The following is an 18193-nucleotide window of genomic DNA, read 5'->3' as shown; positions in this document are numbered from 1 at the left end:
GAAGCCGGAGGGATAGCACGATGATTATTGTTTTTCTGTAGCAAGCCAGGCCAGCGGGATGGCGGCATACATGGCGGCGCAGGTGACCAGGTGCGCTTTCCAGGTTTTCTCGTTCGGCGCGTGGGCTTCAGGCTCTTTACCCGGACCAAAGCCGACTACCGGAATGCCGTGACGGCCCATGATCGAGACGCCGTTAGTGGAGAAGGTCCACTTATCGACTACCGGCTGCTGATGGAACAGGCCTTCATAGGCCGCTGCCAGCGCGCGAACCGTGAAGTGATCTTCTTCCACTTTCCAGGTCGGGAAGTAGCACTCGGTGGGGTAAACCAGACCGGTCCATGACGGACGGTCGTAGTTGTACATCGAGACCACCGCGTTAGCCTGCTGTACCGCCGGCAGGGCGCGGATTTCATCCAGCGCGCCTTCCCAGGTTTCTCCCCAGGTGAGACGACGGTCGATGGAAACCGCGCAGCTGTCCGCCACGGCGCAGCGGCTTGGAGAGGTGAAGAAGATTTCCGAAACGGTCAATGTGCCTTTGCCGAGGAAGTCGTCATGGCCTAAACGCTGGGACAATCCCTGGAGTTCGTTGAGGATTGGGCCCATTTTGAAAATCGCGTTGTCGCCGCGCTCCGGCGCGGAGCCGTGGCAACTGACGCCCTGCACGTCGACGCGAATTTCCATACGCCCGCGCTGGCCGCGATAAATCTGGCAGTCGGTGGGTTCGGTGCTGACCACAAATTCCGGACGGATACCGGACTGCTCAATGATGTACTGCCAGCACAGACCGTCGCAGTCCTCTTCCTGCACGGTGCCGGTGACCAGCAGCGTGTATTCGTCTTCAAGGCCCAGGTCTTTGATGATCTTCCCGGCGTAAACCATCGACGCCATGCCGCCTTCCTGGTCAGACGCGCCGCGCCCGCCGATCAGTTCATCGGTTTCCATGCCGGTATACGGGTCGAAGTTCCAGTTTTTGATGTTGCCGATGCCGACGGTGTCGATGTGCGCATCCATGGCGACCAGGCGCGGGCCGTGGCCAACGTAGCCGAGAATGTTGCCCATCGGGTCGATTTCTACTTTATCGAAACCGACTTTTTCCATTTCCTGCTTGATGCGGTGAATAACGCGCTTCTCGTCGCAGCTCTCGCTGGGAATGGCGATCATGTCGCGTAGAAAACGAGTCATATCATCTTTGTAGTGGTTCGCTTTTTCCAGAATGAGCGCGAACGGAATATGCTTAGCCATCTCTGATTCTCCAGTCTTAGGCTCCCCGTCCGACAGGGAGCGTCAATTCGTCAGTGTGAAAGTGCGCGGTATTAACCCGGAATGCCGTGTTTGCCTTCCCAGACCACTTCGCGGTAATGCTTCACGTCGGTATCGCCTTCGGTGCTGATCACCAGCACCACGGCGTCTTTATCCAGCCCCAGTTTTTTCATTAAGGCATCGCGCTGTGGGTGGTGATGCACGGCGGCAAGTACCCCGAGGCCCACCGCGCCGGATTCACCAGACACCACGCGATGATCGTTGCCGAGCGGGTTGCCCAGCACCCGCATCCCCAGCGCGGCGACGGCGTCCTGGCAGGAAATAAACTGGGTAGCGCAGTTGCGTAAAATTTCCCAGCCCAGCGGATTTGGCTCGCCACAGGCCAGACCGGCCATGATGGTGGCCATATCGCCGCCGACGTTGACGATTTCGCCCTTGACGCCGGAGCGGTAAACGCAGTCGGCCAGTTCCGGTTCAACAATCACCGAGTGCAGATTGCGCGGACCGTAGACGTCCACCAGATAGCCGAGCACGCCGCCCGCCATCGCGCCAACGCCCGCCTGTAACAGGACGTGGGTGGGCTTCACGCCCATCGCATTCATCTGTTCAACAGCTTCATCCGCCAGGGTGGCGTAGCCCTGCATGATCCACGTCGGGATAGTGGTGTAGCCTTCCCAGGCAGTGTCCTGCACCACTTCCCAGCCGTTTTGCTGGGCGTTTTTCATGGTCAGGCGCACGGTGTCGTCATAGTTCATATCGGTGACGATGCACTCCGCGCCCAGCTTGAGGATGGCGTCCACGCGTTCCTGGGCCGATCCTTTCGGCATATACACCACGGCATTCTGGCCGAGCTGCTTCGCCGCCCACGCCACGCCGCGGCCATGGTTGCCGTCGGTGGTGGTGGCGAAGGTCATTTTTTCGCTGATGGTGGTTTTGATCTTCTCGAACGAGAAATCAGCGATGTTGATGTGGTACTTCTCGCACAGCAACTGGGCGATGGCGTAAGCGCCACCCAGCATCTTGAATGCGTTGAGCCCGAAGCGCTGGGACTCATCTTTGACCAGAATTTTTTTTACGCCGAACAGCCCGGCGAGTTCATCCAGCGCGTACAACGGCGTTGGCTGATATCCCGCGATTTTCTGATGAAACTGGCGGGCCTGCTGCGCCTGTTTTTGTGAGAACAGCGGCGAGGTTTCACCGTTAAAAAATCGGTTATCGGCGATATCCATTTTCAATGCGAAAACTGACATATCCCATCCTTATCCTTCAAAACATCATGGGGAGCAGAGAGGCCGGCCCGCAGGCCGGCGGAGTGGATTATTTGATCCGTTTTTGCGCTTCCTGCAGCAGCTGTTCCAGCAGAACGCCGGGTTTGGCGTATTTACGCGCGAGGATCATGGCGGCGATGATGTACGGCTTCCAGCTGGCTTCTTTGTAGGTGGCGATGCGGTATTTTTCGAACACGCCTTCGGTAACTTCGCCCTCTTTACAGGAGACGCCGCTGATATCCGCAGGCAGGCAGTGCATGTACAGCGCCTCGCCTTTTTTGGTGAGCTTCATCATCTCTTCGGTGCAGTGCCAGTCTTTGTGATTGGCGTTCTGCGCCAGGCAGGCTTTCTCCAGCGCTTTCAGGCCCTCGTGATCGTTGGCGCGCAGCAGGTCGGTACGCTGTTCCATCACTTTGTACGGTGCCCAGGACTTCGGATATACGATGTCGGCGTCTTTGAACGCTTCTTCCATGCTGGTCACCTGGCGGAAGCTGCCGCCGGAGGATTTGGCGTTGTTTTTTGCCACTTCGATCACGTCCGGGATCAGGTCATAGCCTTCCGGATGCGCCAACGTCACTTCCATACCAAAACGGGTCATCAGGCCGATGATCCCCTGGGGTACGGACAGCGGTTTGCCGTAGCTGGGCGAGTAGGCCCAGGTCATGGCGATTTTCTTGCCCTTGATGTTTTCCAGGGAGCCAAAATGCTCGCGCAGCCAGGCCAGGTCCGCCATCGACTGCGTTGGGTGGTCGATATCGCATTGCAGGTTGACCAGGGCAGGGCGCTGGGGCAGCACGCCCTGTTTGTAGCCATCATCCAGCGCGGCACCCACTTCGCGCATATAGGCGTTGCCGGCACCCAGATACATATCGTCGCGGATACCAATGGCATCGGCGCAGAACGAGATCATATTGGCGGTTTCACGCACGGTTTCGCCGTGGGCAATCTGCGATTTTCCTTCGTCGAGATCCTGTTGCGCCAGGCCAAGCAAATTGAGCGCCGAAGCATAGGAGAAGCGGGTACGCGTGGAATTATCGCGAAACACAGAGATGCCAAGACCGCTATTGAAAACCTTTGTGGCAATATTTTCCGCGCGCAGCGTTTTCAGCGCGGCTGCGACGTCCAGCACTTGTTTTAATTCATCTGTCGTTTGCTCCCACGTCAACAAAAAGTCTTTCTCGTGGAGGTGGGAGTTCAGCGCATTGATATCCTTTATCAACTCATTAACAGTTTTCATTTTTAGATCCTGGTAGTGGAATGATAGGCAAGGTGGCATTTTGCTGTGTCAGGCATGGAATTAGCCGGGCATCGAGAAACGCGATTCACAGCGATATCTGTGTCTTAACAATAACTGTGCCAGAATCATTACCGACCCACGCAACAGGCCATAATGGCTTAGATAATGAGAAATGAATCACAAATTAACGCCGTTTATTAACCATTATTTAATACGTAATCGTTTGGCTTTATTTATAGGCTGTTAGCAGTGAGGGAATAAAACAGGGATTATTTACCGATTAAACGAGAAGCGCCGTCAAATTGATAAATCAGGCGCTGCTATTCTCATATTGATATAGAAATGTGATGTTTCTTCCATAATTCCACCTGAGAATGATAAAGGAAAACTGTTTTTATCAATATCAAGAGCGTCCAGGTTAGTATCATGGGGCAAAGATTATTAAAAAAGCGACTTTATAAATATCAACCAATGAAATGATATTCGAAGGTTAAGCTATGATACCCGCCAACACTCAATCCGTTTTGATGCAGATTCAGCCTACAATTCAACGTTTTGCCAGAATGCTCGCCAGCGTGTTGCAGCTCGAGGTCGAGATTGTTGATGAAAGCCTGTGCCGGGTGGCTGGTACCGGATCTTATGGCAAATTTCTTGGTCAGAAACTCAACACCAATTCACGCTTATTGCGTTACGTACTGGAAACCAAACAGGAAAAGGTGGTAACTCATTCACGTTACGATCCATTATGTGAAGGATGTACCAGCAAAGATAATTGTAAGGAGAAAGCCTTTCTCGGTACGCCGGTAATATTCCAGGACAGCTGCGTCGGCGTGATTAGCCTTATCGCCGTGACGCATGAACAGCAGGAGCATATTAATGATAACCTGCATGAGTTCTCTGATTATGTTCGTCATATTTCGACAATTTTTGTTTCTAAATTACTGGAAGATCAAAACGGCAGCGGCAGCATTCGCAAAATATTCTCCACCATGATCGAAAATATGGATCAGGGGGTGCTGGTGGTAGGGGAAGATAATCGCGTGCAGTTTGCTAATCTTACCGCCTTGAAAATACTTGGGGTTACCCAGGGAAATATGATCGGCCAGACCGTTAATTTCCGCCCGCTGACCTTTGAAAGCAATTTTACCCAGGGGCATATGCAGCACATCGTCACGTTCGATGACAAAAGCGAACTGATAATCGGGCAGCTTCACCATGTGCAGGACCACCAGCTGTTTCTGATGGCGTTTCATCAGTCGCATACCTCGTCCGGCGTGGCGATTGCCCAGGATGAACCGCATATTGAACATCTGGTGGGAGAGTGCCGCCCGATGCGCCAGCTAAAACGCCTGATTAGCCGTATCGCGCCCAGCCCGTCGAGCATTTTGATTGTCGGGGAAAGCGGAACCGGCAAGGAAGTGGTGGCGAGGGCGATTCATCAGCTCAGCGACCGTAAAAATAAGCCCTTTATCGCCATTAACTGCGCGGCCATTCCGGAACAGCTGCTGGAAAGCGAACTGTTCGGCTATGTGAAAGGCGCGTTTACCGGCGCATCCGCTAACGGCAAGACCGGGCTTATCCAGGCGGCCAACCACGGCACGCTGTTTCTGGATGAGATCGGCGATATGCCGCTTACCCTCCAGGCTAAACTGCTGCGCGCCATCGAAGCGCGGGAAATCCAGCCCATCGGGGCCAGCCATCCGGTGCAGGTGGATATTCGCATTATTTCCGCCACTAACCAGAATCTGGAACAATTTATTGCCGACGGGAAATTCCGGGAGGACTTGTACTACCGCCTGAATGTGATCCCGGTAAGTTTGCCGCCGCTGCGCGAGCGTCAGGATGATATGGAGCTGTTGATCCACTATTTCCTTCATCTTCATACCCGACGGATCGGCCTGGTTTACCCGGGCGTAGCGCCGGAAGTGATGCTAATCCTCAAACGCTATCGTTGGCCGGGCAATTTACGTGAACTGAGTAATCTCATTGAATATTTGATTAACGTGGTGCCGTCAGGGGAAGTCATCGACGCATCGCTGCTGCCGCCTAATCTGACTAACGGCGTGAAGCTGGCGGATGCTGATATGGATGCGGTTTTCGCCATGGCTCCGCGCGTGGACGAATCTGGCGGAACGGCGCTGGAAGAGATGGAAAAACAGATGATTCGTGATGCTTTGTCGCGCTACAGCAATAAAAAACAGGCGGCGGATGAGTTGGGGATCGGCATTGCCACCCTGTATCGCAAAATTAAAAAATATGAGCTACAGGCAGGATGAAAAGCGGGCACTTTGTGTGCCCGCTGCGGTTTATTCCTGCGGACGATCGCAGGCTTGCACGGTTTCGACAATCATCTGATACCCGGTACAGCGGCATAGATTGCCCGCCAGGCCCTGGCGGATCTCCAGCACCGTAAAGGGCTGAGCGTGCGGTTTCGCCAGTAAAGCGGTCGTCGCCATTATCAGCCCAGGCGTACAGAAGCCGCACTGCACCGCGCCAGAACGGGTATAGGCATGCTGAACGGCAGATAACTGCCCGCCGATGGATTCGCCTTCCACTGTGCGGATAGCTTTACCCTCCACCCATGCCGCCAGATACAGGCAGCTGTCGATCGCCACGCCGTCCACCAGCACGGTGCAGGCACCGCACTCCCCGACGTTGCACCCCTGTTTTACGCTCAGCAGACCCTGACCGCGCAGCAGCTCCGCCAGCGGCGTCGCCGGCGAGGCGGTAAAGCGGAAAGGCGCGCCGTTAATCGAACAGTTAACGGTTATCCAGGCTTCATTTCTCATTGCAGTTTCCCTCCCGCGTTTTCTACGGCTTCGCTGACGACTTTTCGGGTCATGGTTTGGATCAGATGTAAACGGAACTCTTTGGCCGCGCGCCAGGAAGAGCGCGGGGAGACGTCCTGCAACACGGCTTCGCTGATAGCGGCCAGGGTTTGTTGCGTTAATGGCGCGCCCTGCGCCGCCTGCTCAGCATGGAGACAGCGGATTGGCGTAGGCGCGGCGACGCCAAACGCCAGTCGTAACTCATCAAATTTGCCGTCTTTGATAAGGCACCGCGCCGCGCTGCCGATGGTGGCGATATCCATCGCGTCGCGCATTGCATATTTAAAGTGGGCGCTGCCTGCTCCGGAGGTTGGCTGTGGCGGGAAGTGAAACGCCACCAGTATCTCGCCCGCTTCCAGTGCCACGCTGCCGGGGCCGGTATGGAAGCCGTTAACAGAAGTAAAACGCGTGCCGGAAGCGGAAGCGATTTCCAGTGTGGCATCGTAAATCAGCGACGGCGTGGCGGAATCGGCGCTGGTGGCGCCGTTGCAAATATTGCCGCCGTAGGTGGCGACGTTGCGGATTTGCGGCCCGGCAATAGACGCGGCGGCGGCGCTTAACGCCGGAAGATGCTGTCTGACCAGCGGGCTTTCAATCAGTTCTGTAAAGGTGGTGCCGGAGCCGATGCGCAGCCCGCCTGCGTCAGTCATTTCAATACCGCGCAGTGCTGCCAGACCGTGAATATCCACCACGTGGCGATAGCGGGCATTATGATGATGCAGTTGGATCAGTACGTCCGTGCCGCCAGCCAGCAGCCGCGCCTGCGGATGCTGCGCCAGCAGCGCCGTCGCGTCGGCAATCCCTGTTGCGCGGTGATAGCTTTCGAAATCAAACATAGCGTTATCCTTAAATCAGACCCGCCTCGCGGAATTCACTGAACAGACGTTTCGGCGTCAGCGGCAGAGTATTAATCGCCACGCCGGTCGCCATCCGTACCGCATTGCGTATAGCTGCGGCGACCGGGATAATCGGCGGTTCTCCCAAAGACTTATGCCCGTAGGCCGATTGCGGTTCGTGAGTGTCTACAAACCCGCATTCCAGTTCGGGGAGATCCAGCATGGTGGGCATTTTGTAATCCAGCAGATTGGGGTTGCGCACCACGCCGGTTTTTTCATCAATGATCATCTCTTCGAATATCGACCAGCCGATGCCCATGCCCATCCCGCCGTGAACCTGGCCTTCCGCCAGCACCGGGTTCAGGATGTGCCCGGAATCATGCATGTTGAGGATGCGGTTAATGGTGATTTTGCACAGATCTACATCCACGGTGAGATCGACAAAGGTGCAGCCAAACGCAGGCGGGTTGGTGGTGGTTTTCACCGACGCCTCTGCGGAAAGCTGCCCGCCGCGCTCGGGGTGATAAAACGCATCCATAGCGATGTCGGCAACCGACAGCAGCGGCGCGTTGGGGCGCTCGGTCAGCACCACGTCACCACGGTTTAGCGTCAGATTCATCGCTGACTGGTGCAACATCAGCGCGGCATGATGAAGGATTTTTTCACGCATCTGTAATGCCGCCTGGCGCAGAGCGGGGGCCGCCACGTAGCTTTGCCGCGACGCAAATGCGCCCGGGTCGAACGGAGTGACGTCGGTATCCTGGGTGGAAATAACCCGCACCGAACTGACCAGTACGCCAACGGTTTCCGCCACCATCTGCGAGAACACCGTATCGGCACCCTGGCCGATTTCCGTCGCGCCGCTTTGCACGTTGATGGTGCCATCCTGGTTAAGCAGCAGCCGCGCGCCGGAAATCTCCACGCCTACCGGCCAGGTATTTGAGGTATAGCTGAAGCAAGCCACGCCCACCCCGCGCCGCAGATTGCCCTGCTGGCCCTGGCACGCTTCTTTGCGTTTATCCCATTCGAAAATCTCGCGGCCTTGTATCAGGCATTCCGGCAGCCCGGCGCTATGGATAACCTTTTGATTGACCGGGTTGAGATCCCCTTCGCGCGCCGCGTTGCGCAGGCGGATCTCCACCGGGTCGATGCCCAGTTCGGCGGCGGCATCGTCCAGCATCGCCTCCAGCGCAAACACTACCTGCGGCGCGCCGTAGCCGCGCATCGCCCCCGCTGAGGGTAGATTGGTGTAACAGGTAGTCGCGCGATAGCCAAAGGCGATACGCGGGTAGAGATAAGGAATTTTGTTGCCACCGGCTGCGGCGATGGAGTGACCGTGGGACGCGTATGCCCCGGTATTCGACAGCACATCCAGCATATAGCCTTTAAGGATGCCGTCACGGGAAATGCCGAGTTGGCCGTCGATAGTAAAGGCGTGGCGAGTACGGGTGGCAGTAAAGCACTCTTCGCGACTGAGCATCACTTTTACCGGAATGCCGCCCAGTTTTAGTGTCAGGAACGCCGCCATTGGCTCTTCCAGCACATCCTGCTTGTTGCCAAAGCCGCCGCCGACGTAGGGCTTAATCACTCTGATCCGCGACCAGGCGATATCCAGCGCCTGCGCGACGACGCGGCGAACAATGTGGGGAATTTGAGTACTGGAGACAATGGTGATGCGCGCATCCTCTTCCATCCACGCAAAGCTGGTTACGCCTTCCATATGGCAATGCTGAATGACCGGCGTTTGATAATGGCCGCTGACCTGATGCTCCGCGTCGGCGATAACCTTAACCGGATCGCCCGCCATGATTTCGCTGTACTTCAAAGTATTGCCGGAAGGGTGGATCGCGACGGCATCTTCGGCCAGCGCGGCGTGAGGCGTTGTGATAACCGGCAGTTCTTCCCACTCGACCTTAACTAATAAAGCCGCTTTTTCTGCGGTGAGTTCATCGCGGGCGACCACGATGGCGACGCCATCGCCATAATGACGTACGTGGCGCGTCAACAGCAGGCGGTCGGCGACATCACGTTTGCCCGCATCTAATGTCCATGCGTGGCCCGCTGTCGCGAAGGGGATCTCCGGCACGTCTTCCCAGGTGAACACGGCGAGTACGCCGTTGAGCGCTTTCGCCTCTGTGCAATCAATTTTGCTGGCATAACCATGAGCGATGGGGCTTCGAACGTATCTGGCATAGCACATTCCTGCCATCACATAATCGTCAGTATATCGTGCGCGGCCCGTTGCCTTAGCAACGGCATCCACACGCATACAGGGCTCGCCCGTTGCGGCAGCTTCCCGTTGTTCCATTTTTCTCTCTCCTGATGTGACAGACGCTGTTCTTCAGTCAATAGAACGATCAGGCAAAATTTACGCCAGAAGAGAAAATGCCCGTTGGACAAGAAGTAAACTGTGATGACCTTAAAAAATGTCCGGGAATAAATGAAAAGCGGGAGTGGTGATACGTTGTCTCGTTATCATAATGACCAGAAAACTCTCAATCTGATAAGTATCATAACGTGCGCAGGAATTGGGCATCCGGCGCTGGGCTGCTATGATAAACCGTCATTTGTCTTTAAAGAGGATCTGTTTTGAGCGCAGGACGCCTGTCTGGAAATTCCTTTCGAATCGCTGTTGGCCTGGCAATAGTGCTGCTAATCGCAGGCTGTTCAGGCAATAAATCATCTGATCCTGGAAGCTATTCTGGATCTGTTTATACGGTGAAACGAGGGGATACGCTGTATCGGATTTCGCGGATGACAGGTACCAGCGTTAAAGAACTGGCCCGGCTCAATAACATCTCTGCGCCCTATACCATTGAGGTGGGGCAGCGGCTGAAAGTGAACGGCTCGACGAAAACCGCATCGTCTTCCCGTAAATCCTCCAGCAAAACCGCAGCGGTGACGCCATCGTCCGCCGTGCCGCAATCGTCATGGCCGCCGGTGGGACAACGCTGCTGGCGCTGGCCGACCAGCGGGAAAGTGATCCTGCCGTATTCCACGGCGGACGGGGGTAATAAAGGCATTGATATTGCCGGCTCCCGCGGGCAGCCCGTGGTGGCATCGGGTGCGGGAACGGTGGTTTACGTAGGCAACCAGCTGCGCGGCTACGGCAACCTGGTGATGATTAAGCATGGTGAAGACTACATCACCGCCTATGCGCATAACGAGACGCTGCTGGTCAACAATGGCCAGAAAGTGAAAGCGGGGGAGAAGATCGCCACTATGGGAAGCAGCGGCGCAGACGGGGTGCAGCTTCATTTCCAGATTCGCTATCGCGCGACGGCTATCGATCCGCAGCGCTATCTCCCGCCGCCGGGAAAAGCGCCTGCATGCTAAATGCTTAAAAGAGCATCAGTTAATCAGCAAGGTATTGCCTGAAGGCCGTGAAGGTCTATAATGCCTTGCACACCTCGAAGCGGGTGTAGTTCAATGGTAGAACGAGAGCTTCCCAAGCTCTATACGAGGGTTCGATTCCCTTCACCCGCTCCAGAAACATCTCTTCGCTGCTTTGTAATTCTCGTTTTCGCTCTATTCTCCGGTATCAATTTCATCACTTTCTGCATAAACGATACAGAAGCGCTCGAGCCAGCGTTCGATAACTGCATAACTCTGTTTGATTGTCCATATACGAAAAAAGCACTGTTTTAATTTGAATTTAAAAACGCGATGAAATTAGTCTTAGTTTTTAATACACAATTTTTACTTTACATTATTTAAATGGAAACCTTTTGAGTGAAATTAATTAACGTTCGCGACGGACTGCTTGCAAACCAGTATAGCAGCGAGGTGAGTTTTTAATAAACGCATCAATGGTTCCAGAAAATGCGGTCCAAAGGGTATTAAATTTAGATTGATGCGCGGCATTGCTAATTCTTTAAATCCATATATGATTTTTATTGTTTCGTTGCGTAAAATTTACTATGCGCATTTTTTCTTGTGAAAAACAAGATGTAAATCACATGTTTTGTGATTTTGCATTTCAGTTTACATAATTTTTTATATGGTGAGTCTTTTATAATGGTGTTCTTATAAGAATTTATGAGAATTAATTTTGAAGGGAGAGGTTGTAATGGTTTATCTTTTCAAATAATAATCACCGAAAAATAAAATATAGGTCAATCCAGTATTAAGCATATTAAAAAATTGTATGGTTAATTGCTAATGCATTCATGGTTTTTTATGGTCAAGTGATTTATTTCTCAGTTACAATATTATAAGTGATTGTTCTTTATGTTTAATTTTTTCTTCTCCAGCGGTGGATTTATTGGCTTATGGCACTCCCATGTGAGGACGTGGCGAGGTTTTCTGACGCTGGTAAACATATGGTTGTCATTATTGAATCATTTTCTGTTATATATGCTACGTACACGCAGGTGAGCTTAAATCTTATTTGGTTCAATGTTTGAAAACAGACTTTCCATAAACTTTGTTTGAACCTTTTCCCTTTCGACGCGCATAATTTTCTCTGCTAGTGCTTTTCTCAATATTGAACATGCATGTGTTATGTGTCGTTTTTAGTTTTTAGTAAACCGCATAATTGATGGACCAACTTTAGTTTATCCCTGAGGAGGGATGGTAAATGCGCTGCTGGAATAAGAAACTTGTTGTATCTCAATTAGCAATAGCTTGTACGATGGCAATCGCTTCTCAGGCATCTGCTACTATTGATATTTCTGGTACGAATTATGACACCTTTTATTATAATGGTGGAGTAATGTATCAGGGATACGTTGGCTATGACTATGGCTCCAACTACTATAACGGGAATATCTACCCTGTTATTAATGGGGCCCGGGTTAATGGCGTAATCTCAACCTACTATCTGGATGATGGTGTTGCGGGTAATACCAACCCGAATTCGTTGACGATTAAAGACAGCTACATTAATGGCATGATCACTTCCGAATGTATGACCGTAGAATGTGCTGATGGGCGTGCTGACGGCTATGCATATGATCGTCTGGCCCTGACTGTCGACAACTCTACTATCGACGATAACTACGAACATTACACCTATTACAACGCAGGGACGGGTGAAACCGCTTCCTACGATACCTTTGATTTAGGTACTGCAATTACGCTGGATCAGGAAGTTGACCTGGTTATCCAGAATAATTCAAAAGTTGCGGGTATCATGCTCGGCCAGGGTTATCAGTGGAATGACAATAAGGACATTACCGCTGCTGATGGCTGGAATAATACTGAAATCTTCAACGATACCGTTGTAGTGAAGGATTCAGTGGTCACTTCTGGCTCCATGAGTGATATGGGTACAGAAGGTTTCTATGGACGTACCGGTAAAGCGAGCGATTATAGTAATGGTTATAGCTACAACCCGGATGATGTAGCATTAGCCGTTATCGCTTCTGGCTCTGACAACGCTATGCAGACCACTGCAACGTTTGATCATTCAACGCTAACTGGCGATGTTCTGTTCTCCAGCACCTTTGATAACAACTTTGGTGGCTACGATTATATAGATGCAGACAATAATATTGTCCATGTTGATGCATACGACCGTAATGGCGATGGCGTAATGGATTCTAACGGTTGGGATAATACCGATCGTCTTGATCTGACGCTGACTAACGGCAGCAAATGGGTCGGCGCTGCGTTCTCCAACGTAGAAGCCACTGCAGAGCTGTATGATTATCAACCGAATAGCATCTGGCCAAGCTCAGTATATGGTATCGGTGCAGACGGTACGGCTTTTGACGAAGAAAATCATGTTGTCGGCAACGCGGTTTATCAGAGCGGTATCTTTAACGTAACTTTGGATAATGGCTCCGAGTGGGATACGCGTAAAGTTTCTAACATTGATGATCTGGTCGTAAACAACGGCTCGAAAGTAAATGTTGAAGATTCAAGCCTGCTGGCAGATAGCATTACTCTTACCAATGGTTCCTCGCTGAACATCGGTGATTCCAATAATTCTATCGATGCCTATGATTTAGGCTATGAAGTTGCCACTAACAGCCTGCATATCGACAGCTACAGCCAGGCATCACTGCTTGAAGAAACTGCCAGCCTTTATGCCAACACCATCACCGTGGATAATCATAGTCAGTTGAATCTGGGCTTGGGTCAGATTGATACCAATAATATGGTTCTGACAAATGCCGGTGTATTTGACATCGCAAGCCGCGATTATGTACTGAATTCAGATCTCAATAATGGCCGTTATATCACTAACGATATTCACGACGCTAATTACGATTATGGTGTGATTGCGCTGAACTCCGATGGCCACCTGGCTGTGAATGGCGATGTTGCGGGCAATTATAAAGTTCGTATCGATAACGCAACGGGCGTTGGTTCTGAAGCTCAATACAAAGATAAAGAAATTATCCGCGTATATGATAACGACGCAAACACTGCAGCAAGCTTCACCGCGGCTAACAAAGCGGATCTGGGTGCATACACCTATGAAGCTCAACAAAATGGCGATATCGTTACTCTGCATCAGCAAGAGTTGACTGACTATGCGAACATGGCGCTTAGCGTTCCGTCTGCTAACAGCAACATCTGGAATCTTGAACAGGATGTATTGGCTGCTCGTCTGACGAATGGCCGCCATACCGCAGGTGACCAGGGCGGTGCATGGGTCAGCTATTATGGCGGTAGCTTTAGCGGCAGTAACAATGTGCTGAACTACGACCAGGATGTTAATGGCATCATGGTTGGTGTTGATAAGCAGATTGATGGCAATAACGCAAAATGGACTGTCGGTGCGGCTGCTGGCTTTGGTAAAGGTAGCCTGGACGATCGTTCTGGCAACGTTGATCAGGATACTCAATCTGCACGTTTCTACACGTCAGCTCGCTTCCCGAACAACATCTTTGTTGATACGACATTAAGTTACAGCCATTACAGCAATGACCTGACCTCAAAAATGAGCAACGGTGATTCCGTCTCTGGCGACATTTCATCTGATGCCTGGGGCTTTGGCTTGAAAGCGGGTTATGACTGGCAGTTCAATGAAAATGCATACCTTACTCCGTATGCAAGCATCACTGGTCTGTTCCAGGATGGCGATGACTATCAGTTAAGCAACAAGATGGATGTAGGCAGCCAGTCTTATGACAGCCTGCGTTATGAACTGGGTGCTGATATTGGTTATACCTTCAACTATGGTAACGACCAGTCCTTCACTCCGTATGGCAAACTGGCTTACGTTTATGACGATGCGGGTAACAGCGCTAACGTTAACGGTGATGACATCGATAACGGCGTAGAAGGTTCTGCAGTCCGTGTTGGTCTGGGCGGTCAGTTCAACTTTACCAAGAATTTCAGCACCTATGCAGATGCTAACTATCTGGGCGGCGGCGACGTTGACCAGGATTGGGCAGCAAATGTTGGTGTGAAATACACCTGGTAATCATCGCGATGTTATAAATGATATTGTGGTTATTCAATGCCCATCCTGTTCTGGATGGGCATTTGTTTAATCAGTGGAATGGATTCTCGACAGTGAATGGACTAATCACATGTTAGATTTGGTAAAACCGTTAAGCCATTTAGAGATTCTTCGCAGCCATCTTAGTCCTTGCGCTATGAGCTTTAGTATTGCCGCAGGTGAGGAATTAAGTTTTTCTAACGAGCAGGGCGAGCAACAGTGCTGGTATTTTAAAGAAGGGTTTTTGGATATCTGGAGAGAAAACAATGATATCCATGTTGAACTCCTTGCTGCACCTGTATTACTCAGTTTATCCGGCGATCCTATCCCCAGTCCCTTAAATTATAAGATCGTGACTAAAACGAACTGCACCGGATTTTCCTTACCCGTCAGTCGCGCGATGGATGTTATTGATAAACAGGGGCTCTGGAAGTCATTTTGTCACTGGCAGACTTATCAAATGCGCTGGTTCGAATGGCGCGATGCACAATTTATTGGCACCTCAACTTACGCACAAATTCGTTCCACATTATTAACTATGGCAAGTTGGGACATAGAGCTGCGCTCTCAGATTGGCGTCATTAACTATATTCAAACTCATACTCATATCTCCCGCTCAGTGATTGCTGAAATGCTTTCTGCGCTGCGAAAGGGGAACTACATCGAAATGCAAAAAGGCAAACTTATTGCCGTTCATAAGCTACCGCTAAATTACTAAATTGCCGGGTTACCAGGGATGGGACGTTAAATAATTACGCAGCGAAAGCAAAATTATTTACAGACAGGTTTACACTTAAACTGACAAGGAAGACGTGAGGATATTGGCGCTTCGTAACGGGAAGGGTACAATATGTGACCTGTATCACACTGAGGTTAGCAAAATGTCTTTCTGCAAAAAACTTCTCAACAAAATCGATGCTTTTGCTGCGTTGATCCCGCCGCGTTATTTCCGGGCTTAAGCGTGCCATTAGCAAGCTTGCACCCCGCACAACAAACCGGGGTGCAACTTTGCCTTTTATTGCTTCTTCTTTCGCAACCCTGATAACTGCAATGTAATTAGCAGGATACGCAGTAATGCAAATCTGTGCACAAGTGGAAACTGAATTTTAAGAAGCGTCAGAAACATCCTTCACCTCGGGTTAATGCGGCTACAGTTTCATTGCTGCATAACGAATCACCGGATTCATGATGAAATGCCGTGATTCAATCAGTTCCAGCTCATAACTTTCTCGCTGCCAGGTATGGCGCATCACGGCATCGACAATATTAGCGCTATACTCCAGCGCGGTAATATCATCGAAGCCGTTCAGCAAGCCTGCAAGTAAAACGCTACAGGTCAGATCGCCTACGCCAACTGGCTGCTTAGGGAAGAGATACAGCGGGCGTGCAATGTGCAAAACCTGCCGTCCGGTGACCATAAGCATCTCGAAAGCGGCGGGATCTTTAGCACATTTCCCCAGGTGTTTGACTAACACTTTACTGACGCCTTGTGCGACCAGCTGCTGTGCCGCATACACCACCTCATCAAAGGTATTCAACGTCTTGCCGGATAATATTTCCAGTTCATGTAAGTTGGGGCCCATCACGTCTGCCAGCGCAATGGCTTCGTTCTTGAAAAACGTATCGACACCGTTAGCCACCACGCAACCTTTTGCCGGATGTCCCATGACGGGATCGCAAAAATAGAGCGCTTTCGGGTTATAACGACGCACCTGATTCACGGCCAGCGCCACCTCTTCACACTGCCTGCTGTCCCCGAGATAACCCGACAAAACGGCATCGCACTCAGGCAATTTATCGTTTTGCTCCAGCCCGGCAATCACATGAGTTAACTGGCCCGGCGGCAACGCCATTCCCTGCCAGTGCCCATATTGGGTGTGATTAGAAAACTGCACGGTATGAAAAGGCCAGACATCAATACCCAACAGCTGCATCGGCAATACGGCGGCTTTATTACCCGCGTAGCCGTACACCACGCTGGACTGGATTGATAATACGTTTTTCATAATACCCTCAATTACTTAAATGCTGGCAGCCAGCCGAGAACGTCAAGCACGACCGTCAGATAGACAATAACGCCGCAGACAATAACCAGATTCAACATTGTGTTATTACAGGGAGCGGTGTAAATCGCCGAGCTATAACGGCGCCGTGCGCTTTTCACCAGGAATGGTGGCAGAATGACGCTCCAGATGGTGAACGCTAAACCGGCGTAGCCTATGGCGTACACGAAGCCGTTAGGGAAAAAGAAACAGACAAACGCCGGGGGAAGATAAGTCACCAGCGTGGTTTTAAAACGGCCCAGCGGATCGTTAGGGAAGTGGAACAGGTCGGCAATGTAATCAAAAAGCCCCAGCGTCGCGGCGAGTAATGAACTTGCCACAGCGAAGTTTCCGAAGAAGGTCAGGATAAGATCCATATAGCGGCTGGTAAAAATTCCGCCGATGGCCTCAACGAAGACATCGATATTGCCGCCTTGAGCGATAATCGGCGAGAACGAAGCGCGGCTAATGTTCCCCATGGTCACGGCCAGCCAGAAGATATACAGCAGTACCGCAAACACGGTTCCAATCACGATTGAGCGCGTGATATTGGGCACACCGTCCTTCCCGTAGAGTTTTACCAGGCTTGGCACGTTGCCATGAAAGCCGAATGAAATAATACAAAACGGTAATGTCATCAGCACATAGGGAAGATAGCTGGTGCCCGGTATGGCGACGGAGGCGCTATCCAACAGTTTAGCGATCTCTATATGGCTGACCAGCCCGGAAAAGGTAGCAAAGAAAGCAATAAACTTACCGAGAATAAGTACTGTGGTAATACGGCCAACCAGTAAGGAACTATACCAGGCAATAATGCCGACAAACAGCGTAACGACAATAACCGAAAATTTAGCCGGGAAATGGATCCCACTATATTTCATAAGGGTCTGGCTCAATACTGCCGACGAACCAGAGATATAGGCATAGGTGAGAATATATAAAACAAAGCCAAACGCGATACCAACAACAATGTTCCATTTCTTCCCCAGCAGTTCCTGGGTAAAGGTATTAAAGCTGGCCCCGGGTTCAAAATGCAGGTTAACTTCAACTAACATCAAACCGGTTAATAACATCATCAGCGCAATAGCGATTAAAATTACGGTCGCGCCGGTAAACCATACGCCGGCCATGGCAATCGGAAGAGAAAACATGCCACCGCCAATAACGGTGGCAATCACGAGCACTGCACCACTGGTTAATCCAGGGGTACCATTTTGAGCGGGGTTATGAATACCCATAATAATGTTCCTGTAAAAAAATATTGTTATTTACAGCATTTATACTCAATTTTTAAACGGCCTCGTTCAGAAACAAAAAGGCCCTGCA

12 protein-coding genes and 1 tRNA gene are annotated in these 18193 nt (G+C 51.3%); 5 read left to right on the top strand and 8 right to left on the bottom strand.

Going from position 1 to position 18193, the window contains the following annotated elements; all coding sequences use genetic code 11:
* Positions 1-24 precede the first annotated feature (24 nt).
* From FND52_RS10135 to ygeW, 3 genes are all read right to left on the bottom strand, one after another.
* Entirely contained in the window at positions 25-1242 is a 1218-nt protein-coding gene (locus FND52_RS10135; protein WP_125295321.1) for a YgeY family selenium metabolism-linked hydrolase, read from the bottom strand.
* Between the two features lie 71 nt (positions 1243-1313).
* On the bottom strand, positions 1314-2510 hold the full coding sequence (gene dpaL, locus FND52_RS10130) for a diaminopropionate ammonia-lyase (RefSeq protein WP_144130699.1): 1197 nt from the start codon (positions 2508-2510) through the stop codon (positions 1314-1316).
* Between the two features lie 67 nt (positions 2511-2577).
* On the bottom strand, positions 2578-3765 hold the full coding sequence (gene ygeW, locus FND52_RS10125; protein ID WP_144130698.1) for a knotted carbamoyltransferase YgeW: 1188 nt from the start codon (positions 3763-3765) through the stop codon (positions 2578-2580).
* A gap of 497 nt (positions 3766-4262) precedes the next feature.
* Between ygeW and FND52_RS10120 the strand changes: the two genes are divergently transcribed.
* The gene (locus FND52_RS10120; protein WP_144130697.1) at positions 4263-6041 is read left to right on the top strand and encodes a sigma-54 interaction domain-containing protein; all 1779 of its coding nucleotides are present in this window, start codon (positions 4263-4265) and stop codon (positions 6039-6041) included.
* A gap of 30 nt (positions 6042-6071) precedes the next feature.
* On the opposite strand, the gene xdhC is transcribed toward FND52_RS10120, so the two are convergent.
* The 3 genes from xdhC to xdhA are packed head-to-tail and all read right to left on the bottom strand — an operon-like array spanning position 6072 to position 9737.
* Entirely contained in the window at positions 6072-6554 is a 483-nt protein-coding gene (gene xdhC, locus FND52_RS10115) for a xanthine dehydrogenase iron sulfur-binding subunit XdhC (RefSeq protein WP_144130696.1), read from the bottom strand.
* Complete coding sequence (gene xdhB, locus FND52_RS10110; RefSeq protein WP_125295316.1) at positions 6551-7429, bottom strand: xanthine dehydrogenase FAD-binding subunit XdhB; 879 nt, start codon at positions 7427-7429, stop codon at positions 6551-6553. Before xdhB ends, xdhC begins: the two co-directional genes overlap by 4 nt.
* A gap of 10 nt (positions 7430-7439) precedes the next feature.
* The gene (gene xdhA / locus FND52_RS10105; protein ID WP_125295315.1) at positions 7440-9737 is read right to left on the bottom strand and encodes a xanthine dehydrogenase molybdenum-binding subunit XdhA; all 2298 of its coding nucleotides are present in this window, start codon (positions 9735-9737) and stop codon (positions 7440-7442) included.
* Positions 9738-10018: 281 nt separating this feature from the next.
* Here xdhA and actS point away from each other — a divergent pair, with 281 nt between their 5' ends.
* From actS to FND52_RS10085, 4 genes are all read left to right on the top strand, one after another.
* A complete protein-coding gene (gene actS / locus FND52_RS10100; protein WP_125295314.1) occupies positions 10019-10765 on the top strand; it encodes an amidase activator ActS in 747 nt (248 codons plus the stop codon).
* A gap of 79 nt (positions 10766-10844) precedes the next feature.
* A tRNA-Gly gene (locus tag FND52_RS10095) sits at positions 10845-10918 on the top strand.
* A gap of 1090 nt (positions 10919-12008) precedes the next feature.
* Positions 12009-14807 (top strand): autotransporter outer membrane beta-barrel domain-containing protein, encoded by a 2799-nt coding sequence (locus tag FND52_RS10090; RefSeq protein ID WP_125295313.1) that lies wholly within the window; start codon positions 12009-12011, stop codon positions 14805-14807.
* A gap of 109 nt (positions 14808-14916) precedes the next feature.
* Positions 14917-15543 carry a helix-turn-helix domain-containing protein gene (locus FND52_RS10085; RefSeq protein WP_125295312.1) on the top strand — a complete coding sequence of 209 codons (627 nt, stop codon included), beginning with the start codon at positions 14917-14919 and terminating at the stop codon, positions 15541-15543.
* 430 nt (positions 15544-15973) lie between these two features.
* Here the strand turns inward: FND52_RS10085 and pdxY are convergent, their stop codons facing one another.
* Both pdxY and FND52_RS10075 read right to left on the bottom strand, forming a co-directional pair.
* On the bottom strand, positions 15974-16831 hold the full coding sequence (gene pdxY / locus FND52_RS10080; RefSeq protein WP_144130695.1) for a pyridoxal kinase PdxY: 858 nt from the start codon (positions 16829-16831) through the stop codon (positions 15974-15976).
* 11 nt (positions 16832-16842) lie between these two features.
* Positions 16843-18105 carry an aromatic amino acid transporter gene (locus FND52_RS10075; RefSeq protein ID WP_125295310.1) on the bottom strand — a complete coding sequence of 421 codons (1263 nt, stop codon included), beginning with the start codon at positions 18103-18105 and terminating at the stop codon, positions 16843-16845.
* Positions 18106-18193: the final 88 nt, after the last annotated feature.

It is taken from the genome of Atlantibacter subterraneus (genome assembly GCF_007570865.1).
Taxonomy (GTDB): Bacteria; Pseudomonadota; Gammaproteobacteria; order Enterobacterales; family Enterobacteriaceae; genus Atlantibacter; species Atlantibacter subterraneus.
The sequence above is the reverse complement of the archived record's forward strand: the minus strand, read 5'-3'. Positions and strand labels throughout refer to the sequence as shown.

What these genes read in the sequence shown, in the direction of transcription:
- FND52_RS10135 (WP_125295321.1), bottom strand. Translation starts at nt 1,242, where the DNA reads ATGGCTAAGCATATTCCGTTCGCGCTCATTCTGGAAAAAGCGAACCAC.
- xdhB (WP_125295316.1), bottom strand. Translation starts at nt 7,429, where the DNA reads ATGTTTGATTTCGAAAGCTATCACCGCGCAACAGGGATTGCCGACGCG.
- dpaL (WP_144130699.1), bottom strand. Translation starts at nt 2,510, where the DNA reads ATGTCAGTTTTCGCATTGAAAATGGATATCGCCGATAACCGATTTTTT.
- xdhA (WP_125295315.1), bottom strand. Translation starts at nt 9,737, where the DNA reads ATGGAACAACGGGAAGCTGCCGCAACGGGCGAGCCCTGTATGCGTGTG.
- pdxY (WP_144130695.1), bottom strand. Translation starts at nt 16,831, where the DNA reads ATGAAAAACGTATTATCAATCCAGTCCAGCGTGGTGTACGGCTACGCG.
- FND52_RS10120 (WP_144130697.1), top strand. Translation starts at nt 4,263, where the DNA reads ATGATACCCGCCAACACTCAATCCGTTTTGATGCAGATTCAGCCTACA.
- FND52_RS10075 (WP_125295310.1), bottom strand. Translation starts at nt 18,105, where the DNA reads ATGGGTATTCATAACCCCGCTCAAAATGGTACCCCTGGATTAACCAGT.
- xdhC (WP_144130696.1), bottom strand. Translation starts at nt 6,554, where the DNA reads ATGAGAAATGAAGCCTGGATAACCGTTAACTGTTCGATTAACGGCGCG.
- ygeW (WP_144130698.1), bottom strand. Translation starts at nt 3,765, where the DNA reads ATGAAAACTGTTAATGAGTTGATAAAGGATATCAATGCGCTGAACTCC.
- FND52_RS10085 (WP_125295312.1), top strand. Translation starts at nt 14,917, where the DNA reads ATGTTAGATTTGGTAAAACCGTTAAGCCATTTAGAGATTCTTCGCAGC.
- FND52_RS10090 (WP_125295313.1), top strand. Translation starts at nt 12,009, where the DNA reads ATGCGCTGCTGGAATAAGAAACTTGTTGTATCTCAATTAGCAATAGCT.